Annotated in this window: 28 protein-coding genes and 1 tRNA gene; 23 read left to right on the top strand and 6 right to left on the bottom strand. The window is 65.7% G+C overall.

Annotated features, from left to right (window positions below; translation table 11 throughout):
• The first annotated feature begins 131 nt into the window (after nucleotides 1-131).
• The 9 genes from HNP48_RS18775 to tatC all read left to right on the top strand — a co-directional run bounded on the left by HNP48_RS18775 (nucleotide 132) and on the right by tatC (nucleotide 6,204).
• Nucleotides 132-1,790: a hypothetical protein gene (locus HNP48_RS18775; RefSeq protein ID WP_184859775.1), complete on the top strand. Its 1,659-nt coding sequence runs from the start codon at nucleotides 132-134 to the stop codon at nucleotides 1,788-1,790.
• Nucleotides 1,791-1,906: 116 nt separating this feature from the next.
• Complete coding sequence (gene hisI / locus HNP48_RS18780; RefSeq protein ID WP_184860008.1) at nucleotides 1,907-2,305, top strand: phosphoribosyl-AMP cyclohydrolase; 399 nt, start codon at nucleotides 1,907-1,909, stop codon at nucleotides 2,303-2,305.
• A 4-nt stretch (nucleotides 2,306-2,309) separates the two neighbouring features.
• Nucleotides 2,310-2,687 (top strand): phosphoribosyl-ATP diphosphatase, encoded by a 378-nt coding sequence (locus HNP48_RS18785; protein ID WP_184859777.1) that lies wholly within the window; start codon nucleotides 2,310-2,312, stop codon nucleotides 2,685-2,687.
• On the top strand, nucleotides 2,684-3,070 hold the full coding sequence (locus HNP48_RS18790; protein WP_184859779.1) for a hypothetical protein: 387 nt from the start codon (nucleotides 2,684-2,686) through the stop codon (nucleotides 3,068-3,070). The genes HNP48_RS18785 and HNP48_RS18790 overlap by 4 nt, the downstream gene beginning before the upstream one ends.
• The gene (locus tag HNP48_RS18795) at nucleotides 3,063-4,103 is read left to right on the top strand and encodes a patatin-like phospholipase family protein (protein ID WP_184859781.1); all 1,041 of its coding nucleotides are present in this window, start codon (nucleotides 3,063-3,065) and stop codon (nucleotides 4,101-4,103) included. Before HNP48_RS18790 ends, HNP48_RS18795 begins: the two co-directional genes overlap by 8 nt.
• A 42-nt stretch (nucleotides 4,104-4,145) precedes the next feature.
• Complete coding sequence (locus HNP48_RS18800; RefSeq protein WP_184860010.1) at nucleotides 4,146-4,502, top strand: histidine triad nucleotide-binding protein; 357 nt, start codon at nucleotides 4,146-4,148, stop codon at nucleotides 4,500-4,502.
• 106 nt (nucleotides 4,503-4,608) lie between these two features.
• A complete protein-coding gene (gene tatA / locus HNP48_RS18805; RefSeq protein ID WP_184859783.1) occupies nucleotides 4,609-4,851 on the top strand; it encodes a Sec-independent protein translocase subunit TatA in 243 nt (80 codons plus the stop codon).
• A 22-nt stretch (nucleotides 4,852-4,873) separates the two neighbouring features.
• Nucleotides 4,874-5,335, top strand: coding sequence for a Sec-independent protein translocase protein TatB (gene tatB / locus HNP48_RS18810; protein ID WP_184859785.1), 462 nt, complete (start codon nucleotides 4,874-4,876; stop codon nucleotides 5,333-5,335).
• A 65-nt stretch (nucleotides 5,336-5,400) separates the two neighbouring features.
• The gene (gene tatC / locus HNP48_RS18815; protein WP_184859787.1) at nucleotides 5,401-6,204 is read left to right on the top strand and encodes a twin-arginine translocase subunit TatC; all 804 of its coding nucleotides are present in this window, start codon (nucleotides 5,401-5,403) and stop codon (nucleotides 6,202-6,204) included.
• A 119-nt stretch (nucleotides 6,205-6,323) separates the two neighbouring features.
• Here tatC and HNP48_RS18820 read toward each other — a convergent pair whose 3' ends face one another.
• Complete coding sequence (locus tag HNP48_RS18820; RefSeq protein ID WP_184859789.1) at nucleotides 6,324-7,481, bottom strand: S1C family serine protease; 1,158 nt, start codon at nucleotides 7,479-7,481, stop codon at nucleotides 6,324-6,326.
• Between the two features lie 311 nt (nucleotides 7,482-7,792).
• Between HNP48_RS18820 and HNP48_RS18825 the strand changes: the two genes are divergently transcribed.
• The 3 genes from HNP48_RS18825 to pdxA are packed head-to-tail and all read left to right on the top strand — an operon-like array spanning nucleotide 7,793 to nucleotide 10,932.
• A complete protein-coding gene (locus HNP48_RS18825; protein WP_184859791.1) occupies nucleotides 7,793-9,121 on the top strand; it encodes an MFS transporter in 1,329 nt (442 codons plus the stop codon).
• A gap of 21 nt (nucleotides 9,122-9,142) precedes the next feature.
• Entirely contained in the window at nucleotides 9,143-9,904 is a 762-nt protein-coding gene (locus HNP48_RS18830; protein ID WP_260420286.1) for a Nif3-like dinuclear metal center hexameric protein, read from the top strand.
• Entirely contained in the window at nucleotides 9,901-10,932 is a 1,032-nt protein-coding gene (gene pdxA / locus HNP48_RS18835) for a 4-hydroxythreonine-4-phosphate dehydrogenase PdxA (RefSeq protein WP_184859793.1), read from the top strand. Before HNP48_RS18830 ends, pdxA begins: the two co-directional genes overlap by 4 nt.
• 181 nt (nucleotides 10,933-11,113) lie before the next feature.
• Here pdxA and mscL read toward each other — a convergent pair whose 3' ends face one another.
• On the bottom strand, nucleotides 11,114-11,542 hold the full coding sequence (gene mscL / locus HNP48_RS18840; protein ID WP_184859795.1) for a large conductance mechanosensitive channel protein MscL: 429 nt from the start codon (nucleotides 11,540-11,542) through the stop codon (nucleotides 11,114-11,116).
• A gap of 145 nt (nucleotides 11,543-11,687) precedes the next feature.
• On the opposite strand from mscL, the gene petA reads away from it, so the two are divergent.
• The 6 genes from petA (at nucleotide 11,688) to HNP48_RS18870 (ending at nucleotide 15,941) form a co-directional block, all read left to right on the top strand.
• Nucleotides 11,688-12,287 (top strand): ubiquinol-cytochrome c reductase iron-sulfur subunit, encoded by a 600-nt coding sequence (gene petA / locus HNP48_RS18845; protein ID WP_184859797.1) that lies wholly within the window; start codon nucleotides 11,688-11,690, stop codon nucleotides 12,285-12,287.
• A 13-nt stretch (nucleotides 12,288-12,300) separates the two neighbouring features.
• On the top strand, nucleotides 12,301-13,716 hold the full coding sequence (locus tag HNP48_RS18850; protein ID WP_184859799.1) for a cytochrome bc complex cytochrome b subunit: 1,416 nt from the start codon (nucleotides 12,301-12,303) through the stop codon (nucleotides 13,714-13,716).
• Nucleotides 13,717-13,732: 16 nt separating this feature from the next.
• Nucleotides 13,733-14,488: a cytochrome c1 gene (locus HNP48_RS18855; protein ID WP_184859801.1), complete on the top strand. Its 756-nt coding sequence runs from the start codon at nucleotides 13,733-13,735 to the stop codon at nucleotides 14,486-14,488.
• Between the two features lie 108 nt (nucleotides 14,489-14,596).
• Nucleotides 14,597-15,208, top strand: a complete 612-nt coding sequence (locus HNP48_RS18860) for a glutathione S-transferase N-terminal domain-containing protein (RefSeq protein WP_007854512.1) — start codon at nucleotides 14,597-14,599, stop codon at nucleotides 15,206-15,208.
• Between the two features lie 44 nt (nucleotides 15,209-15,252).
• Nucleotides 15,253-15,804 (top strand): ClpXP protease specificity-enhancing factor, encoded by a 552-nt coding sequence (locus tag HNP48_RS18865; RefSeq protein WP_184859803.1) that lies wholly within the window; start codon nucleotides 15,253-15,255, stop codon nucleotides 15,802-15,804.
• Between the two features lie 61 nt (nucleotides 15,805-15,865).
• Nucleotides 15,866-15,941, top strand: a tRNA-Thr gene (locus HNP48_RS18870).
• A gap of 156 nt (nucleotides 15,942-16,097) precedes the next feature.
• Here HNP48_RS18870 and HNP48_RS18875 read toward each other — a convergent pair.
• On the bottom strand, nucleotides 16,098-16,397 hold the full coding sequence (locus tag HNP48_RS18875; protein ID WP_184859805.1) for a hypothetical protein: 300 nt from the start codon (nucleotides 16,395-16,397) through the stop codon (nucleotides 16,098-16,100).
• A 32-nt stretch (nucleotides 16,398-16,429) separates the two neighbouring features.
• Between HNP48_RS18875 and HNP48_RS18880 the strand changes: the two genes are divergently transcribed.
• The 5 genes from HNP48_RS18880 to HNP48_RS18900 all read left to right on the top strand — a co-directional run bounded on the left by HNP48_RS18880 (nucleotide 16,430) and on the right by HNP48_RS18900 (nucleotide 22,980).
• Nucleotides 16,430-17,398, top strand: coding sequence for a M23 family metallopeptidase (locus tag HNP48_RS18880; RefSeq protein ID WP_184859807.1), 969 nt, complete (start codon nucleotides 16,430-16,432; stop codon nucleotides 17,396-17,398).
• 140 nt (nucleotides 17,399-17,538) lie between these two features.
• The gene (gene secA / locus HNP48_RS18885) at nucleotides 17,539-20,304 is read left to right on the top strand and encodes a preprotein translocase subunit SecA (protein WP_184859809.1); all 2,766 of its coding nucleotides are present in this window, start codon (nucleotides 17,539-17,541) and stop codon (nucleotides 20,302-20,304) included.
• Between the two features lie 103 nt (nucleotides 20,305-20,407).
• Nucleotides 20,408-21,637, top strand: a complete 1,230-nt coding sequence (gene argJ, locus HNP48_RS18890) for a bifunctional glutamate N-acetyltransferase/amino-acid acetyltransferase ArgJ (RefSeq protein ID WP_184859811.1) — start codon at nucleotides 20,408-20,410, stop codon at nucleotides 21,635-21,637.
• Nucleotides 21,638-21,656: 19 nt separating this feature from the next.
• Nucleotides 21,657-22,529, top strand: a complete 873-nt coding sequence (locus HNP48_RS18895; protein ID WP_184859813.1) for an ATP-binding protein — start codon at nucleotides 21,657-21,659, stop codon at nucleotides 22,527-22,529.
• Nucleotides 22,507-22,980, top strand: coding sequence for an NUDIX domain-containing protein (locus HNP48_RS18900; protein ID WP_184859815.1), 474 nt, complete (start codon nucleotides 22,507-22,509; stop codon nucleotides 22,978-22,980). Before HNP48_RS18895 ends, HNP48_RS18900 begins: the two co-directional genes overlap by 23 nt.
• A gap of 1 nt (nucleotide 22,981) precedes the next feature.
• On the opposite strand, the gene HNP48_RS18905 is transcribed toward HNP48_RS18900, so the two are convergent.
• The 3 genes from HNP48_RS18905 to coaE all read right to left on the bottom strand — a co-directional run bounded on the left by HNP48_RS18905 (nucleotide 22,982) and on the right by coaE (nucleotide 24,665).
• The gene (locus HNP48_RS18905) at nucleotides 22,982-23,197 is read right to left on the bottom strand and encodes a DNA gyrase inhibitor YacG (RefSeq protein ID WP_184859817.1); all 216 of its coding nucleotides are present in this window, start codon (nucleotides 23,195-23,197) and stop codon (nucleotides 22,982-22,984) included.
• Nucleotides 23,198-23,211: 14 nt separating this feature from the next.
• Nucleotides 23,212-23,967: a cell division protein ZapD gene (zapD, locus tag HNP48_RS18910; protein WP_184859819.1), complete on the bottom strand. Its 756-nt coding sequence runs from the start codon at nucleotides 23,965-23,967 to the stop codon at nucleotides 23,212-23,214.
• Nucleotides 23,968-24,065: 98 nt separating this feature from the next.
• Nucleotides 24,066-24,665, bottom strand: a complete 600-nt coding sequence (gene coaE / locus HNP48_RS18915; protein WP_184859821.1) for a dephospho-CoA kinase — start codon at nucleotides 24,663-24,665, stop codon at nucleotides 24,066-24,068.
• Between the last annotated feature and the right edge of the window lies 1 nt (nucleotide 24,666).

A 24,666-nucleotide genomic window follows, 5' to 3' on the forward strand; every position in this document is an offset into this window, starting at 1 on the left:
TTTCATGATACGCGGCGCCTGCTGTCACAGCTGCTTGCACATGAACCGTTTTGTCCCGCGTTCGAGGGACAGACGCTGGCCGTCCCGGCCGGAAGAATCCAGGGCATCCCATCCACCGCAGGAGTTGTCCCATGTCTGGCCTTTTTCTTCGAACCATCGTGCTGGCGGGCGCTCTGGTCGGTCTCTCGCACCCAGCCGCCGCAGCCATTCCACACATTGTCATCGGCGACTACCACATGCTGCTGCTCAATGCCGACGGCAGCGTCACCTCCTGGGGGCGCGGCGACTCCGGGCAGCTGGGCCGGGGCCAGGCCGACCGCAACAACCCGGCGCCCGCGAAGATCGCGGCACTGGGCAACGATGTGGTCGCAGTGACCGCCGGCGGCGCGCTGTCGGCCGCCGTGAAGTCCGATGGCACGGTCTGGGTCTGGGGCAATGTCTCCGACGGCCTGATCGGCTCCAACACCTCGGGCGGGCAGTTCCGCTACGAGCCCGTGCAGGTGCCAGGTCTTTCCGGCATGGTCTCGGTGCTGGCTGCGACCAATGGCTACTCGCTCTATGCCACCGACGGCAATGGCCAGATCTGGGCCTGGGGCTACGACAATGGCTATGGCAACCTGGGGTTGGGCCCGGGGGCGCCCCAGCACCGGGGGCAGCCGCTGCCCGTGGCGGGTGCCACCGGCATCGTGCAACTGGCCGTGACGGGAACCCAGATGATCGGCCGCCGCCAGGACGGCAGCCTGATCGGCTGGGGCAGCAACAGCGCCCGGGACAACCCGCTGCAGGCCGTCACTTCCGCCACCGATCCGCTGGGGGTGACGGCCCTCAAGCCCACCGGGCTGTCGTTCATCGACGCCACGGCCACGGGCAACGCGGCGGGCCTGTACTACGGCATCAAGAACGGCCAGGCGCTGGCATGGGGAGATACCAACAGCGGCATGCTGACCTGCGGCCAGGAGAGCGCGCTGACGGCGGCCCAGCCCTACACCATCAAGAACCTGTCCAACCTGCGCCAGATCGCCGCAGGCGGCGGCGCGGCCTTGTTCGTGGACGGCGCCGGCGCCGTGTTCGCCTGCGGCCAGGGGGATCGAGGCCTGCTCGGAGATGGCACCACGGTGTCCACCAAGTGGGATTCGGTGCCGGCCAACGCCAAGGTGGGCCCGGTGCGCGTGCAGGGCCTGCCGGGGCCGGTGTCCTACGTCTTCACGGGCGCCTTCGCCGCCGCGGCGCTCATGCCCGATGGCGCGGTCTACACCTGGGGCCGTACCGATGGCGGTGTGCTGGGCAATGGCGTGACCACCGCCAACGGGGTCGTGAGCACGCCCACGCGCATCGCGCTCAATGCGGGGGTGGACAACAGCGGCAACCCGGGCAACGTCGGCAACCCGGGCGGCACGAATCCGGGCACCGGCACGCCGGCACCGGGCACCGAGCCGGCCTTCAGCACGGCCCAGAGCGGCCCGCTCAACAACCTCACGGCCACGGCCGGCATCACCCTGCCGGCCTCCCACGCGGGCCAGCCAGGCGCCATCTTCCTGGCCCTGCTGCTGCCCGATGGGCGCCTGCTCATGCTCGATGGTGCGACGTCCAGCTTCGTTCCCGCCATGGCGGCCCTGTACACCGGGGCGCTGCCGGTGTCGGCCCCGGTGCTCGACATCCGTGGCATGGACCTGAGCACCCTGGCGGGCAGCAACGTCTACCTGGGCTACGGCCTGGGGGTGAATTCCCTGGCCGCGCTCTACGAGATGCTGCGTGCGGGACGTTATTCCAATGTCCTGACCCTGCGCTGAGCGCAACCGCGCTGCCCGGCCCGAGCACCGCCTGCCCCGGCAGGCGGTGCTCGGGCCTTTGGCCATTTCGGGGCTGCCAATGCCCTGCCAGGGGTCGGTCATTCAAATCGCCGACAATCCGGGCCATGAACTGGCTCAACGAAGTGAAATGGGATGCGCAGGGCCTGGTGCCCGTGATCGCGCAGGAGCAGGGCACGGGCGACGTGCTGATGTTTGCCTGGATGAACCGCGAGGCGCTGGAAAAGACCGCTGAACTCGGCCGCGCCGTGTACTTCAGCCGCTCGCGCGGCAAGCTGTGGTTCAAGGGCGAGGAGTCGGGCCACGTGCAGACGGTGCACGAAATCCGCCTGGACTGCGACAACGACGTGGTGCTGCTCAAGGTGACCCAGCTGGGCCATGCGCCCGGCATCGCCTGCCACACGGGCCGCCACAGCTGCTTCTTCAGCGTGCTCAAGGACGGGGCGTGGACTCCCGTCGATCCGGTCTTGAAAGACCCCGAATCCATCTACAAGTAAGACCATGAGTTCCAACGATTCCCTCGCCCGCCTGGCTGCCGTCATCGAGAGCCGCAAGCCCGCCAACGGGGGCGACCCCGAGAAGAGCTATGTCTCGCGCCTGCTGCACAAGGGGCCCGAGGCATTTCTCAAGAAGATCGGCGAGGAGGCCACCGAGGTGGTCATGGCCGCCAAGGACGTGGACCATGGCGCCGACGCCAGCAAGCTGGTCTACGAGGTGGCCGACCTGTGGTTCCACTCCATGATCGCGCTGGCCCACTATGGCCTGTCGCCCGCCGACGTGGTCACCGAACTCGAGCGCCGCGAGGGCACCAGCGGCATCGAGGAGAAAGCCCTGCGCAAGGCCGTTGCGCGTGCAGCCCACGAGGAAGGATCTCCATGAGCGACATCATCGACGTGCGAACCAACGACCAGAAGGCCGAGAGCCTCAAGAACATCGGCTGGGTCAGCTATGTGCTGCACCTGATCGTGGCCCTGGGCGCCGTGCTGCCAGGCACGCAGGCCAGCGCGCTGCTGCTGGTCATCGCCCTGGTGCTCGATCTGATCAAGCGCGGCGATGCCATGGGCACCTGGCAGGAAAACCACTTCTCCTGGCGCATCCGCTCGGTGATCTGGGCCGGCGTGTTGTACGCCGTGACCGCGCCGCTGTGGCTGCTGTTCTTCATTCCCGGCTGGATCGCCTGGGGCCTCATCTCGCTGTGGTTCCTCTACCGCATCGTGCGCGGCATGCTGGCCATGAGCAAGAACCAGGCGGTGGATGCCTGAACCCCACGCACCGCGGCGCCTGAACCTGGCGCTGCAGGGCGGAGGCTCGCACGGCGCGCTGACCTGGGGCGTGCTCGATGCCCTGCTCGAAGACGGGCAGTGGCAGCTCGATGGCATCAGCGGCACCAGCGCAGGGGCCATGAACGCGGTGGCCCTGGCCCACGGCTTTGCCCAGGCGGCGCAGGCCCACAAGGACCCGGTGGAAGCCCGTGCCGCAGGCTGCGCCCTGGCGCGCGAATCCCTTGCGCGGCTGTGGGAGGGCGTGGGTTCGCTGGGCAGCCTGACCTGGGGCACGCCCTTGTCGGCGGCCAACCCGCTGATGGGCATGATGGCGCAATGGTTCTCGCCCTACCAGACCAATCCGCTGGGCTTCAACCCGCTGCGCCAGTTGCTGGAGCGCGAGGTCGATTTCGGTCTGCTGTGCTCGGCACGTGCCAGCATCGAGAGCGTGGTGCCCCAGGTGTTCGTGTGCGCCACCAATGTGCGCACGGGGCGCGGCGAAATCTTCTCGGGCCCGCGCCTGAGTGCCGACGCCGTGATGGCCTCGGCCTGCCTGCCCATGGTGTTCAAGGCCGTGGAGATCGATGGCGAGCACTACTGGGACGGCGGCTACTCGGGCAACCCGGCGCTGCACCCGCTGATCTACCAGACCGAGACCTCGGACATCCTGCTGGTGCAGATCAACCCCATCGAGCATCTGTCCGTGCCGGACAACGCGCACGAGATCATGGAGCGCATGAACGAGGTGACCTTCAATGCCAGCCTGTTGGCCGAGCTGCGTGCCATCGAGTTCGTGCGCCGGCTGCTGGCCGAGGGCAGGCTCGATGCGCGGCGCTACAAGAACGTGCTCATGCACCGCATCGACGGGGGCGCCGTGCTCGCGCCCTTCGGAGCCGACACCAAGGTGCGCGCCGACACCTCCTTCGTGCGCCAGCTGTTCGAGCTGGGGCGCAAGGCCGGCAAGAACTGGATGAAGGCGCACCGCAAGGACGTGGGTGTGCGCCCGAGCATCAAGATCACCGACAATGCGTGAATGAATGTGCCGCAAGGCAACCCCACCGCCTCTTTTTTCACCATGCACGACCCGAACTGCCTTTTCTGCAAAATCATCGCAGGCCAGATTCCTTCGAAGAAGGTCTATGAGGACGAGGAGGTCTTTGCCTTCCACGATATCCATCCCTGGGCTCCTGTGCACTTCCTCATGGTTCCCAAGGCGCACATTCCTTCCATGGCCCAGGTCACCGAGGAGCATGCCGGTGTGTTGGGGCGCATGATGGCGCTGGCCCCCAAGCTGGCCCTGGAGCAGGGCTGCAATCCCTACCCGGAGGGCGGATTCCGCATCGTGGTAAACACGGGGCTTGAAGGCGGCCAGGAGATCCACCACCTGCATATCCATGTGATGGGTGGCCCCCGCCCATGGCTCAAAGGCTGACGCGAACGGACGCTTCGCACCGATAGACCCCTGCACCGAAGCAGGGTGTGTGAACTCCGGTCACGGCCGGGGTCTAAAATGACTGCAATACGTTAGGAGATATTCCATGGGCTCTTTTTCCATCTGGCACTGGCTGATCGTGCTGCTGATCGTCGTCATGGTCTTCGGCACCAAGAAGCTCAAGAACATGGGTTCCGACCTCGGGGGCGCCGTCAAGGGCTTCAAGGACGGCATGAAGGACGGCTCCACTGCGGACAGCGGTGCGGTCAACCCCCCGGCAGGCCAGGTGGCCAACAGCCAGGCGGCCGACAAGACCACCATCGACGTCGAAGCCAAGCAAAAGAGCTGATCGCTGAGCGGACGCCTGCTTCATGATCGATATTGGCCTGTCCAAGATGGCGCTGATCGGCGCCGTGGCGCTGATCGTCATCGGCCCCGAGAAGCTGCCGCGCGTGGCCCGCACGGTGGGCACCCTGCTGGGCAAGGCGCAGCGTTACGTGTCCGACGTCAAGGCCGAGGTCAACCGGTCCATGGAGCTCGATGAGCTGCGCAAGATGAAGGACACGGTGGAGGGGGCGGCACGCGATGTGCAGCAGTCCATCCAGACCGGTGCCAGCGAGTTCGAGAAGGACTGGGCGGCTGCTACGGACATGAGCACCCCCGAGCCGTTCGAGCCGGCGGTGGTGGTGCCGGCGTACAAGCACCCGGGCAAGAACTGGCGGCTCAAGCGCGGGGCCACGCCCCAGTGGTACAAGTCGCGCAGTGGCGTGCGTACCAAGGCGCAGTCCGGCGCAGCACGCGTTGCCCGCTACCGGCCCCAGAAATTCCATTGACGATGCCGCGCCGCACTTCCCGTGCGCGCGGCATGGGCGCGCCCCACGCCCTTTGAAAATCCAACATGTCCGAAACTCCCTCCAAAGAAGACGAGCTGGCCGGTACCGAGCAGCCGTTCGTGCAGCACCTGATGGAGCTGCGCGACCGCCTGCTCAAGGCCATTGTCGCCATCGCCATCGCGGCGGCGATCCTGTTCTTCTTTCCCGGCCCTGGCGCGCTGTACGATTTTCTGGCCGCCCCGCTGGTGGCGCATCTGCCCAAGGGGGCCACACTGATCGCCACCTCGGTGATCTCGCCCTTCATGGTGCCGCTCAAGATCCTGCTGATGTCGGCCTTTCTGCTGGCGCTGCCCTTTGTGCTGTGGCAGGTCTGGGCCTTCGTGGCGCCGGGCCTGTACTCGCACGAGAAGAAGCTGGTACTGCCGCTGGTGATCTCCAGCACCCTGCTGTTCTTCGTGGGCGTGGCGTTCTGCTACTACTTCGTGTTCGGTCAGGTGTTTGCCTTCATCCAGAGCTTTGCGCCCAAGAGCATCACGGCCGCGCCAGACATCGAGGCCTACCTGAGCTTCGTGCTCTCGATGTTCCTGGCCTTCGGCCTGGCGTTCGAGGTGCCGATCGCCGTGGTGGTGCTCGCGCGCATGGGCATCGTCAGTGTGGAAAAACTCAAGAGCTTTCGCGGCTATTTCGTTGTGGCGGCCTTCGTCGTGGCGGCCGTCGTGACGCCGCCAGACGTGGTCTCGCAGCTCGCGCTGGCCGTGCCCATGTGCATCCTCTACGAGATCGGTATCTGGGCGGCGCAGATTTTCATCAAGCACACCAAGGCGCCTGAAGAGGCCGACGAAGCGGCTTCGTCATCATCGTCATCCTGAGCTTCGCAATCGATGGATCTGCCGCCTCGGAAGGCGGCGCAAAAAAAAGCAACTGCCGCACGCTGCGCCAGTTGCTTTTTTCATGGTCTGTGAGCGCGAGCCAGGCGCCGCCTGCCTGCCTACCTCCGAACGTTGCGCTGGGGGCGGGGACGCACACCGGGGGTGATGTTCAGCTCCACCAGGGCATCGGCCCGCTTCACGTTGAAGGGGGCTGCGGTACCGGGCTTGAGGGCCGCCACGGCGCTGAGCAGCTCGGAGACATTGCCCACGTTCTTGCCATCCACCTTCACGATCACGTCGCCCGGGCGCATGCCGGCCTGGGCGGCGGGGCCGTCCTGCAGCACGCCGGTGATGATCACGCCTTCGGAGGCCTTCACTCCGAAGGTTTCGGCGAGTTCGGGCGAGAGCTCATTGGGCTCCACGCCGATCCAGCCGCGCGTGACCTGGCCGTCCTTGACGATGCCGTCGAGCACCAGGCGCGCCGTGGACACCGGGATCGCGAAACCAATGCCCATGCTGCCGCCCGAGCGCGAGTAGATCGCGGTGTTGATGCCCAGCAGGTTGCCGTTGACGTCCACCAGGGCGCCGCCGGAATTGCCGGGGTTGATGGCGGCGTCGGTCTGGATGAAGTTCTCGAAGGTGTTGATGCCGAGCTGGGTGCGGCCCAGAGCGCTGACGATGCCGCTGGTCACCGTCTGGCCCACGCCGAAGGGGTTGCCGATGGCCAGCACCTGGTCGCCCACGTCCAGCGTGTCCGAGTTGCCCAGCACGATCACGGGCAGCTTGTCGAGCTCGATGCGCAGGATGGCCAGGTCGGTCTCGGGGTCGGTGCCGATCACGCGCGCGCGGGCACGCCGGCTGTCGGTGAGCGTGACCTCGATCTCGTCGGCGCCTTCCACCACGTGGTTGTTGGTGAGGATGTAGCCGTCGGGGCTGATGATCACACCGCTGCCCAGGCCTGCCTGCTGCTGCTGGCCGCCCTGGTCGCCGAAGAAGAACTGGAACCACGGGTCGTTGCTGCGCGGGTGCCGCACGGCCTTGCTGGTGTTGATGCTTACCACGGCAGGCGCCGCCTTGCGCGCAGCCGCGCTGAAGCTGCCGGCGGCCGGTTGCTGGCTGGCTGCGGAGGTGTTGGCGGGGGCTTCGATCAAGGCGATGCCTGCGCCCGAGCGCACGGTGCCACGCCCCAGCCAGCTGGGCTGCAGGGTGGCAACAACAAAGTAGGCGGCAACGAACACCGTCACAGCCTGGGAAAACAGCAGCCAGATGCGCTTCATGGGGAGGGGGCCAAGGGGACAATCGGGACGCCATTGTGCGCCATCGCCCGCGGAGCGCTGCCGCGCAGACCCCTGGCGTCGGCATTGGCGGGTGGGGGCTTCTCGGATGGTGGCGGCAAAACCCTAGGGAAAACCCTAGAATGCAGGCACGACTGCCCCCGCTGCCTGTGTTCTCCCGTGGCCCGCTACCCGCCTGGCCGCCCGCGACAATCTCCCCCATCCGGAAACTGCCGACGAACGATGGCCTGTGGCATGCCACCGCTGCCGCCGCACCCGCAGTCCTGTGCACGCAATTTCTGGAGCTTTTCCCCATGACCTCGATCACCGCGGTGGATGGCGCGTCCGCGTCCGCCGGCACGCCCCACCGTCCCCTGAACCGCAGCGACTACCAGACCCTGGGCCTGTCCGCACTGGGCGGGACGCTGGAGTTCTACGACTTCGTCGTTTTCGTCTTCTTTGCCAACGTCATCGGCTCGCTGTTCTTTCCGGCCGACATGCCCGAATGGATGCGCCAGCTGCAGACCCTGGGCATCTTTGCCGCCGGCTACCTGGCGCGCCCGCTGGGCGGCATCGTGATCGCCCACTACGGCGACAAGCTGGGCCGCAAGAAGATGTTCACGCTCTCCATCTTCCTCATGTCCGTGCCCACCCTGGTCATCGGCATCTTGCCCACCTACGCCACCATCGGCATCGCAGCACCGCTGCTCTTGCTGGCCATGCGTGTGCTGCAGGGGGCTGCCATCGGTGGCGAGATGCCCGGTGCGTGGGTTTTCGTGGCCGAGCATGCGCCGGCCCGGAACTACGGCTTTGCCATTGGCACGCTGACCTCGGGCATCACCGGGGGCATCTTCCTGGGCTCCATCATGGGTGTGTGGCTCAACACCACCTACAGCCAGGCCGAGGTGCATGACTGGGCCTGGCGCATCCCCTTCATCCTGGGGGGCGTGTTCGGCCTGGTGTCGGTGTACCTGCGCAAGTTCCTCGAAGAGACGCCGATCTTCCGCGAGATGCAGGCACGCAAGGCCGCCGACCGGGAGCTGCCGCTCAAGACCATCCTGCGCGACCACCGCGAAGCCTGTGTGCTCGTGGCGCTGATGACCTGGGTGCTGTCCACCGCCGTGGTGGTGGTGGTGCTGTTCACCCCGTCCTACCTGCAGAAGGTGTTCCACATCGTGCCCGCAGCCGCCATGAAGGCCAATGCCGTGGCCACGGTGACACTGACCATCGGCTGCGTGTTCTGGGGGTGGCTGTCCGACAAGGCCGGCACCCGCACGGCCATGGTGCTGGGCTGGGGTGGCATGACTGCCACGGCCTACCTGTTCTATATGGGCCTGCCGGGTACCGAAGCCTCGCTGGTTGGCTCCTATGCCCTGGTGGGCTTCTTCGTTGGCAGCATCTCGCTGCTGCCCGTAGTGGGTGTGCGCGCTTTCCCGGCGCCCGTTCGCTTCACCGGTCTGTCCTTTGCCTACAACATGGCCTACGCCGTGTTCGGCGGCCTCACGCCCGTGCTGATTTCCACCTGGCAGCAGGTGGACCCGCTGGCGCCGGCCCACTATGTGGCGGCCATGGGCGTGCTGGGCGCGGCCATCGGACTGCTGTGGCCGCTGGCCACCAAGGGCTGGCAACCGTCCAGGGCCTGAGGGTCTTGGCACAATCGGGGCATGAGTAGCATTCAGCGACAAGAACTCCTGGCCGTCTTCGACGGGCTGCTGCAGCCCGCGCGTTTCAAGGACTACGGCCCCAATGGCCTGCAGGTCGAGGGCAAAGACACGGTCAGCCGCATCGTGAGCGGCGTCACGGCCAGCCGTGCGCTGATCGAGGCCGCCATCGACGCGCGAGCGGATGCCATCTTCGTGCACCACGGCCTGTTCTGGCGCGGGCAGGATGGCCGGGTGGTGGGCTGGATGAAGCAGCGCCTGCAGCTGCTGCTGGCGCACGACATCAACCTGTTCGCCTACCACCTGCCGCTCGATGCCCACCCCGAGCTGGGCAACAACGCGCAGCTGGGCCGCGTGCTCGGTCTGGCGGCCGATGCACGCTTTGGCGAGCAGGATCTGGGCTGTGTGGCCACCGCCGAATTTTCCGATGGCCAGGCCCTGGCCGACCATGTGGCCGCGGCACTGGGCCGGGCCGTGACGCTGGCCCAGCCCGAGGCGGGCTTGCGCCGGCCGATTCGCCGTGTGGCCTGGTGCACGGGCGGGGCGCAGGGCTATTTCGAGCCGGCCATCGCTGCCGGGGCTGATGCCTTCATCACCGGCGAGATTTCCGAACCCCAGGCCCACCTGGCGCGCGAAACGGGTGTGTGCTTCATCGCCGCAGGCCACCATGCGACGGAGCGCTATGGCGCGCCGGCCGTGGCTGCGCATGTGGCACAGCAGGCCGGTGTGGAGCACCTGTTCATCGAGGTGGACAACCCCGCATGAGTGCTGCCATCGCCATCACCCAGGGCGACCCGGCTGGCATAGGCCCCGAGATCGTCGCCAAGGCCTTCCGCGATGCGCCGGGTGAACTGCGCGGCTGCTTCGTGGTAGGGGACGTCGCCACGCTGCGCCGGGCCGCACAATGCATCGAACGCCCCGGGCTGCCATCCTTGCCTGTGGCGCAGATCGCATCGCCCGCCGAGGCCCTGCAACTGCCGCCGCGCTGCATGCCCGTGCTGGCGCTGCCGGGATTGCCGGGGCCGCAGCCCTGGGGCCGCGTCGGTGCCGAGGCCGGCCGTGCCGCTGCCGAGTGCGTGGTGTGGGCGGCCCGGGCCGCGCTGCGCGGTGAGGTGGCTGCACTGGTGACGGCGCCGCTGCACAAGGAGGCGCTGTCGGCGGCCGGAGTGGACTTTCCGGGCCATACCGAGCTGTTGCAGGCCGAGGCCGCGCGGCACCAGGGCGTGCCCCTGGCGGCCATGCCGGTGCGCATGATGCTGGCCAATGATGAGCTGCGCACGGTGCTGGTGAGCATCCACGTGTCGCTGCGCGACGCCATCGAGGCCGTGACGCCGGGCAATGTGGCGCAGACGCTGGCCATCACCCACGCGGCCCTGCTGCGCACCCTGGGCCGTGCGCCGCGCATCGGCGTGGCCGGGCTCAATCCCCACGCGGGGGAGGGCGGGCTTTTCGGCAGCGAAGAGCTGCAGGTCATTGCCCCGGCCATTGCTGCCGCGCGGGCGCAGGGCATGGACGTGCACGGCCCGTTCGCGCCCGACACGGTGTTCATGCGCGCACGCCACGCGCCCGGCCACCCGGGCGAGTTCGACGTGGTGGTGGCCATGTACCACGACCAGGGCCTGATTCCCGTGAAGTACCTGGGCGTGGACAAGGGCGTGAATGTGACCCTGGGCCTGCCGCTCACGCGCACCAGCCCCGACCACGGCACGGCCTTCGACATCGCGGGCCAGGGCATCGCCGACGCCGGCAGCCTGGTGGAGGCCGTGCGCATGGCGCGCCAACTGTCCGTGTAGCGGACCCGTATTTTCTACTGCCCTAACTCCGGCCCACGAGAAGCGCGCAGCCTATGAAACTGGCGCTGCCCAGTCCAGTGCCCCCGTGCAAGGGCCGCCCCGCCGCACTGGGGGCGTCCCCCTCCCGACTCGCGCAGCGGGTCGAGAGAGGGGTGAAGGCGCGAAGCGCCTCAGGGGGTGCTTACTTCCTCAAGCTGTCGCGGATCTCGCGCAGCAACACGATGTCTTCGGGCGGCGCGGCAGGCGCTGCTGGTGCGGGGGGTGTTTCGCGCTTCAGGCGATTGATCTGCTTGATCATCACGAAAATGATGAAAGCCAGGATGAAGAAGTTCACCGCGACGGTGATGAAGTTGCCATAGGCGAATACCGGCACCCCCGCCTTCTTCAAGGCGTCGAGTGTCATGGCCGTGCCCGCCGGCACATTGCCCAGCACGATGAACAAATTGGAAAAATCGAGTTTGCCGAATACCAGGCCGACGACCGGCAGGATCAGGTCGGAAACCACCGAATCCACGATCTTGCCGAATGCGCCACCGATGATGACGCCCACGGCCAGGTCGATCACATTGCCCTTGACGGCAAATTCCCGAAACTCTTGTGCAATGCCCATGGATAACCCCTCTTGATAATAGACAAGAAGGCGAGTATTGCCCAGGTCGGCCCTCTGTCAAGGCGGACAGCCCGCGTGGAATGACCCTTTTCACTCCGCTACAATTCGCGGTTGACCCCAATAGCGATGTACATCGAGGACCCCCATGAGTGACACCCCAATCGACTCCAGCAAACGGACGTGGCTGATTGCGTCCGGCTGCGCTGGTGCGGTGGGCGGCGTGGCGACCGCCGTTCCTTTCGTGAGTACTTTCCAGCCCTCCGAGCGGGCCAAGGCAGCCGGTGCTGCCGTCGAGGTGGATATTTCCGCGCTCAAGCCCGGAGAAAAAGTCACCGTGGAATGGCGGGGCAAGCCCGTCTGGATCGTCAAGCGCACGCCCGAGCAGCTGGCCGAGTTGTCCAAGCTCGATGGCCAGTTGGCCGATCCGAAGTCCGAGCGCAAGCCTTCGGAGCTCACGCCCGAATACGCCCGCAACGAGGCCCGCTCCATCAAGCCCGAGATCCTTGTGGCGGTGGGTATCTGCTCGCACCTGGGGTGCTCGCCTTCGGACAAGTTCCAGACCGGCGCCCAGCCTTCGCTGCCCGACGACTGGAAGGGCGGCTTCCTGTGCCCCTGCCACGGCTCCACGTTCGACATGGCCGGCCGCGTGTTCAAGAACAAGCCGGCGCCGGACAACCTGGAGGTTCCTCCCCACATGTACCTGTCGGACACCCGCCTGTTGATCGGCGAAGACAAGAAGGCTTGAGGGAGACACAAAAATGGCCCACGAATTCAAGGAAATCTCCCCCAACGCCTCGATAGCGGCGAAGACCACCAACTGGTTCGAGAACCGTTTTCCGACGGCTTTCGACGCCTACCGGGTGCACATGTCGGAGTACTACGCTCCGAAAAACTTCAACTTCTGGTACATCTTCGGCTCGCTGTCGCTGCTGGTGCTGGTGATCCAGATCGTTACCGGCATCTTCCTGGTGATGCACTACAAGCCCGACGCGGCCAAGGCCTTCGAGTCGGTCGAGTACATCATGCGCGATGTGCCCTGGGGCTGGCTGATCCGCTACATGCACTCCACCGGGGCCTCGGCCTTCTTCGTGGTGGTCTACCTGCACATGTTCCGCGGCCTCATGTACGGCAGCTACCGCAAGCCACGCGAGCTGGTCTGGGTGTTCGGCTGCGCGATCTTCCTGTGCCTGATGGCCGAGGCCTTCATGGGCTACCTGCTGCCCTGGGGCCAGATGTCCTACTGGGGTGCCCAGGTGATCGTGAACCTGTTCGCCGCAATTCCCTTCATCGGCCCGGACCTGGCCCTCTTGATCCGCGGCGATTATGTGGTGGGTGATGCCACGCTGAACCGCTTCTTCAGCTTCCACGTGATCGCCGTGCCGCTGGTGCTGCTGGGCCTGGTGGTGGCGCACTTGCTGGCACTGCACGATGTGGGCTCGAACAACCCCGATGGCGTGGAGATCAAGGGCCCCAAGGCGCCCAAGGATGCCAACGGCAAGCCACTGGATGGCGTGCCCTTCCACCCCTACTACACGGTGCACGACATCTTCGGTGTCTGCGTGTTCCTGATGGCCTTCACGGCGGTGGTGTTCTTCGCCCCCGAGTTTGGCGGCTACTTCCTGGAATACAACAACTTCATTCCGGCCGACCCGCTGAAGACACCTGCGCACATTGCGCCGGTCTGGTACTTCACGCCGTTCTACTCGATGCTGCGCGCCATCACGACCGAGATGATGTACGTGCTGATCCTGTGCGTGGTGGGTGGCGCCGTGCTGGCTTCGCTCAAGCTCAAGCTGCCCAGCTTCATCAAGGCCGGTGCCGTGGTTGCCTCCCTGGTGGTGGCCGCGCTGATGCTGGCCATCGACGCCAAGTTCTGGGGCGTGGTGGTGATGGGCGGTGCCGTGATCATCCTGTTCTTCCTGCCCTGGCTGGATTACAGCCCGGTCAAGTCGATCCGCTACCGTCCCGACTGGCACAAGTACCTGTACGGCATCTTCGTGATCAACTTCCTGATCCTGGGCTACCTGGGTGTGCAGCCACCCTCGCCGATCGGCGAGCGCGTCTCGCAGGTGGGTACCCTGTTCTATTTCGGCTTCTTCATCCTGATGCCCTGGTGGAGCCGCCTGGGCACGCCCAAGCCGGTGCCTGACCGTGTGACCTTTGCCGCGCACTGAGCGGGAGACAAGAACAATGAAGAAACTCATCCTCACGCTGATCGCAGCCCTGGGCATTGTTTCGGGCGCGCAGGCCGCCGAAGGCGGCATCGCCTGGGACAAGGCGCCCAACAAGACCAACGACCTGGCCTCGCTGCAAAATGGCGCCAAGATCTTTGTCAACTACTGCCTGAGCTGCCATTCGGCGGCCTTCATGCGCTTCAACCGCCTGAAGGACATCGGCCTGACCGAGCAGGACATCAAGGACAACCTGCTGTTCACGACCGACAAGGTCGGCGAGACCATGAAGGCGTCCATCGATCCCAAGCAGGCCAAGGAATGGTTTGGCGCCAACCCACCCGATCTGACCGTGATCGCGCGCTCGCGCGCCGGCCATGGCGGCACGGGCGCGGATTACCTGTACACCTTCCTGCGCACCTTCTACCGCGATGACACCAAGGCCACGGGCTGGAACAACCTGGCCTTCCCGAGCGTGGGCATGCCGCATGCGCTGTGGCAGATGCAGGGTGACCGCCGTCCGGTGTTCGAAGAGCACGAGAGCCACGGCCACAAGACCCAGGTCTTCAAGGGCTGGCAGCAAGTAACCCCAGGTACCATGTCGCCCCTGCAATTCGACCAGAATGTCGGCGATCTCGTGAATTACCTGCAGTGGATGGCCGAGCCTGCGCAGAACACCCGCATCCGCGTCGGTGTCTGGGTGCTGATCTTCCTGGGCTTCTTCACGGTGATCGCCTGGAGGCTGAACGCAGCGTTCTGGAAAGACGTCAAGTAACCAATACGCCGGATTCATATGCCGCACCCCTTTGCGGGGGTGCGGCTGGGTCTTTTCAGAGTGGGTGCTTCGGGCCCCCACTCTTTTGATTTTTAGGAGCCTCACACCATGATGGTGCTTTACTCGGGAACGACCTGTCCCTTTTCCCACCGCTGCCGCTTTGTCCTGTTCGAGAAGGGCATGGACTTCGAGATCCGCGATGTGGACCTGTACAACAAGCCCGAAGACATCAGCGTGATGAACCCCTACGGCCAGGTGCCCATCCTGGTCGAGCGCGACCTGATCCTGTACGAGTCGAACATCATCAACGAGTACATCGACGAGCGCTTCCCGCACCCGCAGCTGATGCCCGGCGACCCGGTGGACCGAGCCCGTGTGCGCCTGTTCCTGCTCAACTTCGAGAAGGAACTGTTTGTGCACGTGAACATCCTGGAGTCGCGTGCGACCAAGGGCAATGAGAAGGCGCTGGAAAAGGCACGTGCCCACATCCGCGACCGCCTGACGCAGCTGGCCCCCGTGTTCCTCAAGAACAAGTACATGCTGGGCGACAACTTCTCCATGCTCGATGTGGCCATTGCCCCGCTGCTGTGGCGCCTGGACTACTATGGCATCGACCTGAGCAAGAATGCGGCCCCGCTGCTCAAGTACGCCGAGCGCATCTTCTCGCGCCCTGCCTACATCGAAGCGCTGACGCCTTCCGAAAAGGTCATGCGCAAGTAAAGCGCCTGCGCCATCGTCTGCCCCTGACCGCCTGCACCTAGCCCATGAATGCCACGGAATCCACGTCCACACGCCCCTACCTGATCCGCGCCCTCTACGAGTGGTGCACGGACAACGGGCTCACCCCCTATGTGGCGGTGCGGGTGGACGATTCCGTGCAGGTGCCGCGCGAGTACGTGAACGATGGCGAGATCGTGCTCAACATCAGCTACGACGCCACCAGTGCGCTGCAGCTGGGCAATGATTTCATCGAGTTCAAGGCCCGCTTTGGCGGCAAGCCGCGCGAGATCCTGGTGCCGGTGGGCCGGGTGATCGCCATCTATGCGCGGGAGAACGGCCAGGGCATGGCGTTCCCTCCACCGGTGGACAACCTGACCGCGGGTGCCTCGCCGCAGGGCCTGCCGCCGCCGGCCTCCGTGCCCGCCGAGCTGGCCCCGGTGCCCGCGGCCGCGCCAGCATCGTCTACGCCTGCGGATGACCGCGTGGTCCATCTGGTTCCCGGGGAATCCCCTGGGTCTGAGGGCGGCGATGGCAATCCCCCGCGCCCTTCGCCTTCCGGTGGTGGCAGCCGCCCAGCGCTCAAGCGGGTGAAATAGGGCGGGCGCGCGCCCTCGGTTCATTTTGAGGGCTGTTTTTGCAGGATAGAATCCAGCCTTCGCCGGTTTAGCTCAGTTGGTAGAGCACCCGCCTTGTAAGCGGTAGGTCGTCAGTTCGATTCCGACAACCGGCACCATCTTTTCCTCCCTACCCCCGTCTTCTGGTCCCCGCCGCCCGCGGAATCATCCGCCCGTTGTGTGGGATCGGGCATTGCAATGGCCTCCGGAAGGCCCTCTGCCATACCCATTTGGCAGCTCTTTGACAAGCAGGCAGATGTTTCGGGGCCTGTTTTTCAGGTTTGAACTTTCAGCCGAATGGAGTTAACCTCCCACCCCCGGCTGCGCAAGTGCGCCTGCAATGCAGGCAGCAGTTGACGGATCTTGGCCGCGGCGGCATTGCTCTTGACCAGCAGGCACCAGGTATTCCCATCGATGGGGCCTGCCTGGACGGATTGGCGCAGGCCGGCAGGTAACAACAATTCAATGGCCTTGAGCCGATCGCTGGAGTCGCGTGTCATTGCGGTGAGCATGTGCAGCGTGGGGGATTCCTCGCTGGCTTGCTGCAGGGTGACGGCGTAGTGGCGGCGGGTCATGGGGATGCGCCGGTGGGCGTGGAGATGTCGTAGTGCACCTGATTATCACGGACGCCCGTTTGGCGCGCAGCCGCGCCATTCATTTGTCAGGAGTCCGCCTTTTGCTGGCGGGCCTGCTTCTTTCCCTCGGACTCATGGTGACGGCCGCCGGCCTGTACCACTGGGTCTTTCTCAAGGGTGCACGCGAGGGCTGGCCGGTGTTCGGCGCCTTGGTGCGCCTGGTGGTGAAGGACGAATTCGCCGAGCGCGACCGCTTCATGCGGGCCAACCTCGATGCCATGGCCAAGCGGGTGGGCGAGATGCAGGCACGCATGGTGCAGCTGGAATCGCTGGGCGAGCGTGTGCTGGGCCTCGCGGGCATGCCCGCCACGGAGCTGCGCCGCGACGGGCGTGGCGGCGCGCTGGTGAGCGCCCACAACCTGAGCATGGAAGAGCTGCAGGCCACCCTGGATGACCTGGAGCGCCTGACCAACCAGCGCGTGGACCTGATGACGGTGATGGAGTCGCGCCTGTTCGACCAGCACATCCGCAAGAAGATGGTGCCCACGCATGCGCCTGTGGCAGGCAAGCTGCCTGGCTCATCGTTCGGCTGGCGCATCGACCCCATCACGGGGCAGTCGGCCCTGCACACCGGGCTCGATTTCCAGGCCGATACCGGCACCGCCATCCTGGCTGCCGCTGGCGGCGTGGTCGTGACGCAGGAGTACCACCCGGCCTACGGCAACATGATCGAGGTGGACCATGGCAACCAGCTGGTGACGCGCTACGCGCACGCCTCGCGTACCCTGGTGAAGCAAGGGGACATCGTCAAGCGCGGACAGAAGATCGCCGAAGTCGGCACCACCGGCCGCTCCACCGGCCCGCACCTGCACTTCGAGGTGCTGGTGCAAGGGGTTTTCCAGGATCCGCAGAAGTTTCTCAGCGCCGGCAGTGCGGTGGCCGGGGCCCCGCAGAAGGCCGGGGCCGTGGTGGCTTCCGGCGGGCCTGCGGCAGGCAGGTAAAATCGCAGGTCCGGCGTTCGCCGCCCGGGGTCGTGCAGTCCTTGCAAACCCGGGCAGCGCACCCACCTGATCTCTCAATTCATCTTAGGGGTTTCGGTCGCCTCGCGCGCTGATTGCAGCGCTGGGGCGGTCCTGTTCGCATGGCCACCAACTTCCTTACCAAACTATTCGGCAGCCGCAATGACCGGCTTCTCAAGCAGTACCGCAAGACGGTCTCCCGCATCAACGCGATGGAGCCCGACTACGAGAAGCTGACGGACGAGGCGCTGCGCGCCAAGACGCAGGAGTTCAAGGACCGGGTGGCCAAGGGGGAGTCGCTGGACGATATCCTGCCCGAAGCGTTTGCGGTGGTGCGCGAGGGCTCCAAGCGCATCATGAAGATGCGCCACTTCGACGTGCAGCTGCTGGGCGGCATGGCGCTGCATTACGGCAAGATTGCCGAAATGCGCACGGGTGAGGGCAAGACCCTGACCGCCACGCTGCCGGTGTACCTGAACGCCCTGTCCGACAAGGGCGTGCACGTGGTGACCGTGAACGACTACCTGGCCAACCGCGATGCGACCTGGATGGGTCGCCTGTACAACTTCCTGGGCCTCACGGTGGGCATCAACCTGCCCAACATGCCGCGCGAGGAGAAGCAGGCCGCCTACCGCGCCGACATCACCTACGGCACGAACAACGAATACGGCTTCGACTACCTGCGCGACAACATGGTCTATGAGGCCGCGGACCGCGTGCAGCAGGGCCTGAACTTCGCCATCGTCGACGAAGTGGACTCGATCCTGATCGATGAGGCGCGCACGCCCTTGATCATCAGCGGCCAGGCCGAAGACCACACGGCCATGTACATCGCCATGAACAAGGTGGTGCCGCTGCTGGTGCGCCAGGAAGGTGAAGCCGACCCACGCACTGGCGAGGGCGTGACCAAGCCCGGCGACTTCACGCTCGACGAGAAGACCCACCAGGTGTTCCTGACGGAGCAGGGCCATGAAAGCGCGGAGCGCATCCTGGCCAGCCACGGCCTGATCGCCGAGGGGGCTTCGGTCTATGACCCGGCCAACATCACGCTGATGCACCACCTGTATGCAGCGCTCAGGGCCAACCACCTGTACCACCGCGACCAGCACTATGTGGTGCAGAACGGTGAGATCGTGATCGTGGACGAGTTCACCGGCCGCCTGATGTCGGGCCGCCGCTGGAGCGAGGGCCTGCACCAGGCCGTCGAAGCCAAGGAAGGCGTGAACATCCAGGCCGAAAACCAGACGCTGGCCTCGATCACCTTCCAGAACTATTTCCGCCTGTACAGCAAGCTGGCCGGCATGACCGGCACGGCCGATACCGAAGCCTACGAATTCCAGGAGATCTACGGCCTGGAAACCGTGGTGATCCCGCCGAACCGCCCCAGCCGCCGCGACGACCAGCTCGACCGCGTGTACAAGACCACGCGCGAGAAATACGAAGCGGCCATCAAGGACATCCGTGAATGCCACGAGCGTGGCCAGCCGGTGCTCGTGGGGACGACTTCGATCGAAAACTCCGAGATCATCGACCAGTTGCTCAACCGGGAAGGCCTGCCGCACCAGGTGCTCAACGCCAAGCAGCACGCCCGTGAGGCCGATATCGTGGCCCAGGCCGGTCGCGCCGGCATGATCACCATCGCCACCAACATGGCCGGTCGCGGTACCGACATCGTGCTGGGCGGCAACATCGAAAAACTGATCGCCGCCGTCGAGGCCGACGAGTCGCTGGACGAGGCCGGCCGTGCGGCCCAGATCGCCCAGCTGCGTGCCGATTGGTCTGCGGACCACGAGAAGATCAAGGCCCTGGGCGGCCTGCGCATCATCGCCACCGAGCGCCACGAGTCGCGCCGCATCGACAACCAGCTGCGTGGCCGTTCGGGCCGCCAGGGGGACCCCGGCTCCTCGCGCTTCTACCTGGGCCTGGACGACTCGCTGATGCGCATCTTCGCGGGCGACCGTGTCAAGGCCATCATGGACCGCCTGAAGATGCCCGATGGCGAAGCCATCGAGGCCGGCATCGTGACGCGCAGCATCGAATCGGCCCAGCGCAAGGTGGAGGCCCGCAACTTCGACATCCGCAAGCAATTGCTGGAATACGATGACGTGGCCAATGACCAGCGCAAGGTGATCTACCAGCAGCGCAATGAGATCCTGGACTCGGCCGACCTGTCGGACATGATCGCTGCCATGCGCGACGACTGCATGACCGACCTGGTGCACCAGTATGTGCCCCCCGAGTCGGTCGAAGAGCAGTGGGACATTCCTGCTCTGCAGAAGGTGCTGGCCGAAGAGTGGCAGGTGCAGATCGACCTGAAGTCCATCGTGGAAGGGTCGAGTGCGATCACCGACGATGAGATTCTCGAGAAGGTGGTGCAAGCGGCCAAGGAAGCCTTCGACGCCAAGGTCGAGCAGGTGGGCCGCGAGAACTTCACGCAGTTCGAACGCGTGGTGCTGCTGCAGAACTTCGACTCGAACTGGCGCGACCACCTGAGCTCGCTGGACTACCTGCGCCAGGGCATCCACCTGCGCGGCTACGCCCAGAAGCAGCCCAAGCAGGAATACAAGCGCGAAGCCTTCGAGCTGTTCCGCCAGCTGATCGACCAGGTCAAGAACGAAGTCACCAAGGTGCTGATGACGGTGCAGATCCAGTCGCAGGCGCAGCTCGACCAGGCCGCCCAGGACATGGAAAGCCGCGCCGAAGCCATCTCCAACGTGACTTACACGGCGCCCACCGAGACGGGCGAGGCGGAGACCACCCCCGGCCTGCAGCAGCAAGGCGGCGCCCAGGCGGCTGCCCTGCCCGAAGGCATGCGGGTGGCCCGCAACGACCCGTGCCCTTGCGGCAGTGGCAAGAAGTACAAGGCATGCCACGGCAAGCTGGCTTGAGCTGCTGATTGACATCCAGACACGGGCCCCGGCCCGTGTTTTCATTCGTGCGCCACGGTTTTTCGCATAATCGGACGCAGTCATTCGAGAAAGAGATCCTCCCATGCCCGTTCATCTTCTTGCCCCCGTCGCCTCCGATCTGCATCCAATTGCCGGTGTCCGCATTGGTGTTGCCGAAGCCGGTGTCCGCAAGGCCAACCGCAAGGACCTGACGGTGTTTCTGCTGGACGAAGGCGCCAGCGTGGCCGGCGTGTTCACGCAGAACCGCTTTTGCGCCGCACCTGTGCAGGTGGGGCGTGAGCACCTGGCAGGTGGCAAGGCCATCCGCGCCATGGTGATCAATACCGGCAATGCCAACGCCGGCACCGGTGCCGACGGGCTGGCGCGTGCGCGTGCGATGTGCAAGGCACTGGCCAGCCACTTGAACGTGGCGCCCGAGCAGGTGCTGCCGTTTTCCACCGGCGTGATCATGGAGCCCTTGCCGCTGGACCGCATCGAGGCCGGCCTGCCCGCGGCCATTGCCGACGCGAAAGCCGACCACTGGGCCCGCGCCGCCGAAGGCATCATGACCACCGACACCCTGCCCAAGGCTTTTTCCGCCCAGGCGCAGGTGGCTGGCGCCACGGTGTCCATCACCGGCATCAGCAAGGGGGCGGGCATGATCCGCCCCAACATGGCGACCATGCTGGGCTTCCTGGCGACGGATGCCTGCGTGGCGCCCGAAGTGGTGCAGCAGCTGGTGCGCGTGCTGGCCGATGGCTCGTTCAACCGCGTGACCATTGACGGTGACACGTCCACCAACGATTCCTTCGTGCTCGTGGCCACCAACAAGGCCGGCCATACCCCCATCACCGACCTGGCCAGCCCTGAAGGCCAGGCGCTGCAGGCCGCCATGATGCAGGTGGCGCAGAAGCTGGCCCAGGCCATCGTGCGCGACGGCGAGGGCGCCACCAAGTTCATCACGGTGCGCGTGGAGGGGGGCAGGACCGGCGACGAATGCCGCAAGGTGGCCTATGCCATCGCGCATTCGCCCCTGGTCAAGACGGCCTTCTTCGCCAGCGACCCGAACCTGGGCCGCATTCTCGCGACCGTGGGCTATGCAGGCATCGAGGACCTGGACCAGACCGGTATCGACCTGTACCTGGACGATGTGCACGTGGCCGTGCGCGGTGGGCGTAACCCGGCCTACCGCGAGGAAGACGGCCAGCGTGTGATGAAGCAAAGCGAGATCACCGTGCGCGTGGTGCTGGGCCGTGGCAGCGCGGCCGACACCGTGTGGACCTGCGACTTCAGCCACGAATACGTGACCATCAACGCGGACTACCGTTCCTGAGATCGCGAGCCACCGGCCCATGAACCAAGCACTGGAACACCTGATCGCGCGCGCGGAGCAATTGATCACCCGCATCGAGGCGGCACTGCCGCAGCCGCTTTCGGCCCCCGACTGGACGGCCTCGATCGCCTGGCGCTACCGCAAGCGCAGCAGCGGCCACGGCACGCTGGAGCCTGTGCGCCATGTCGCCACGATGGCCCTCACCGAGCTCAAGGAAATCGATGGGCAGAAGGAAAAGATCGAGCGCAATACACGCCAGTTCGTGGAGGGCAAGCCCGCCAACAACGTGCTGCTCACGGGGGCACGCGGTACCGGCAAATCCTCACTGATCAAGGCCTGCCTCAATGCCTATGCGCCCCAGGGCCTGCGCCTGATCGAGGTGGACAAGGCCGACCTGACCGACCTGCCCGACATCGTGGACGTGGTCTCGGGCCGGCCCGAGAAGTTCATTGTGTTTTGTGACGACCTGAGCTTCGAAGAGGGCGAGCCGGGTTACAAGGCGCTCAAGTCTATCCTTGACGGATCGGTGGCGGCCGCCACGCCGAATGTGCTGATCTACGCGACCAGCAACCGCCGCCATCTGCTGCCCGAGTACATGACCGAGAACCTGACCTACACCCACAGCGAGGATGGCGAGGTGCATCCGGGCGAGGTGGTGGAGGAAAAAATCTCGCTGTCGGAGCGCTTTGGCCTGTGGGTCAGCTTCTACCCGTTCAGCCAGGATGAGTACCTGGCCATCGTGGCGCAGTGGCTGTCGTCGCTGGGCATCGCTGCGGACGACATCGTGGCAGCCCGTCCTCAGGCCCTGATCTGGGCATTGGAGCGGGGCTCGCGCAGCGGCCGCGTGGCCTACCAGTTTGCACGTGACTATGCGGGGCGCAATGGTGGTTGAAGCTGTGGCAAGCGAAGCGGCGGCAGCGCGCAAGCACACCGAGGTGGCCGTAGGCATTCTGGTGCGCCACGATGGCGCGCTGTTGTTGTCCACCCGCCCGCCAGGCAAGCCCTATGCGGGCTACTGGGAGTTTCCGGGCGGCAAGCTCGAAGTGGGCGAGACGGTGGAGCAGGCGCTGCGGCGTGAGCTGGTTGAGGAGCTGGGGGTGGCCATCGGGCCTGCCGAGGTCTGGAAGGTCACCGAGCACGACTACCCGCACGCGCTGGTGCGCCTGCACTGGTGCAAGGTCCACGCATGGACGGGGGAGTTCGAGATGCGCGAGGGCCAAGCGATGGCCTGGCAGCAGTTGCCCCTGGACGTGAGCCCGGTGCTGCCGGGCGCGTACCCGGTTCTGCAGTGGTTGTCCGAGGAGCGGGGCATCGCCTTTGTGCCCCCGGAGTCGGATTCCTGAATCAGTGCTGCAGTTTGGGGTCGCCGTACTGGGCATCGGCGGGAGGGGCTTCGGCGGGCATGCGGAAGTCTTCACTCGCCCAGGCACCCAGGTCCACCTGCTTGCAACGCTCGCTGCAGAAGGGACGGTAGGGATTGGCCGGGCTGTAGATGCTGTCGCCGCCGCAGGTGGGGCAGACGACGGTCCGGTGGCCTTCTGGCTTGGTGGCGGGGGCCATGGCAGGTGTCTCCTTCAGGCGCACAGGGTGAGTTCGAACGCGGCATCCTCCGTGCAGGAGTGCAACCGGCCATCGGCCTCCTGGCGCATGAGCCGCACCGAGACGATCAGACGGTTGCCGCTGATTTCCGGAATGAGCCCCAGGGTGGGATCCATGCGCAGGCGCAGCAACTGGAAGGTGCGGCCCTGGGGCAGGTTCTGCTGGAACTGGCCACGCTCGGCGGCCACCTTCTGCGGCACGCCCGAGTCACGCAGCAGCTTGAGCAGCACATAGATGGATTCGGCCATGGGCGCCAGGGTGGAGGCCCATTCCTGCAGCGCGTTCTGGCGGTAGGCCACGTCGCGGTGCTGCCAGGCATAGTAGGCGGGCAGGTCGAAGCCGCAGGTGCCGCCCGGAATTCCCACGCGGCTGCGGATGCTCATCAGCCAGTCGTTCTCTGTGAGGGCATGGCCAGATTTGCCGCTTTGTGTGTTCAGTGCGGTGAAGCAATGGTCCAGCTGCGTGATGACCGTTTCCAGTGCGGCTTCCGAGATGGACGGGTTGCCGCGGTAGCCTTCCAGTTGGTGCTTGTGCTTCTCGATGTCCTTGAGAACGTCCGCTTTCAGGTCGGCGCGGGCAGCCACGTCCATGATCTCGAAGATCGTGACCAGTGCGAAATGGTGGTCCAGGGCGTGGGAGCGCGGGATCAGTTCGCCGAGCCGGCGAAACAGCTGCTCCAGACGCAGGTACGTTCTGAGGCGCTCGTTGAAAGGGTATTCGTAAAGGATCACGCTGGCGGGTTCCCGGGGCTCTCAGGGTATTTTGCGGCACCGTGCACCGTGGATCACTGCCCGTCAAAGCGGGAGGGGCCCACAGGCGTGCGCATGCATCATAGCCCGAACAGCCGTCCCAGTTGCTCGGCCTGGGCCTGTAATTGCGTCAATGTGCAGAGAGGGCCGTTGTGCACGACGGCATCTGCCGCTGCGCGGCGTGCCGGCCGACTGGCCTGGTGGGAAAGAATGGCCTGCACGGCTTCGCGCGCGAGACCGCTGCGCTGGACCACCCGCTCGATCTGGGTTTCGGCCGGGCAGTCGATCACCACCACGGCATCGAGCTGGCGGGCCCAGCGCCCGGACTCCACGAGCAGGGGAATGTCGTGCACGATCAGGCGCTTGCCATCCTGCTGGGCCTGGCGAGCGCCTTCGGCACTGAATTGCGTCACCAGCGGATGCACGATGGACTCCAGGCGCATTCGCGCATTCCCGTCGGAAAAGGCCAGGGCACGCATGCGGGCCCGGTCGAGTGCGCCGGAGGCATCGACATAGTCGGGCCCGAAGGTCTGCCGGATCGCATCGATGGCCGCACCGCCCGGACCGGTCACGCTGCGCGCGATCTGGTCGGCGTCGATCAGTGCTGCGCCCTGGGACGCCAGCAATTGGCCGAACGTGCTCTTGCCGCTGCCGATACCTCCGGTCAGGCCGATGCGCATG

This window comes from Acidovorax soli (assembly GCF_014207955.1).
Classification (GTDB): Bacteria; Pseudomonadota; Gammaproteobacteria; order Burkholderiales; family Burkholderiaceae_C; genus Acidovorax; species Acidovorax soli_A.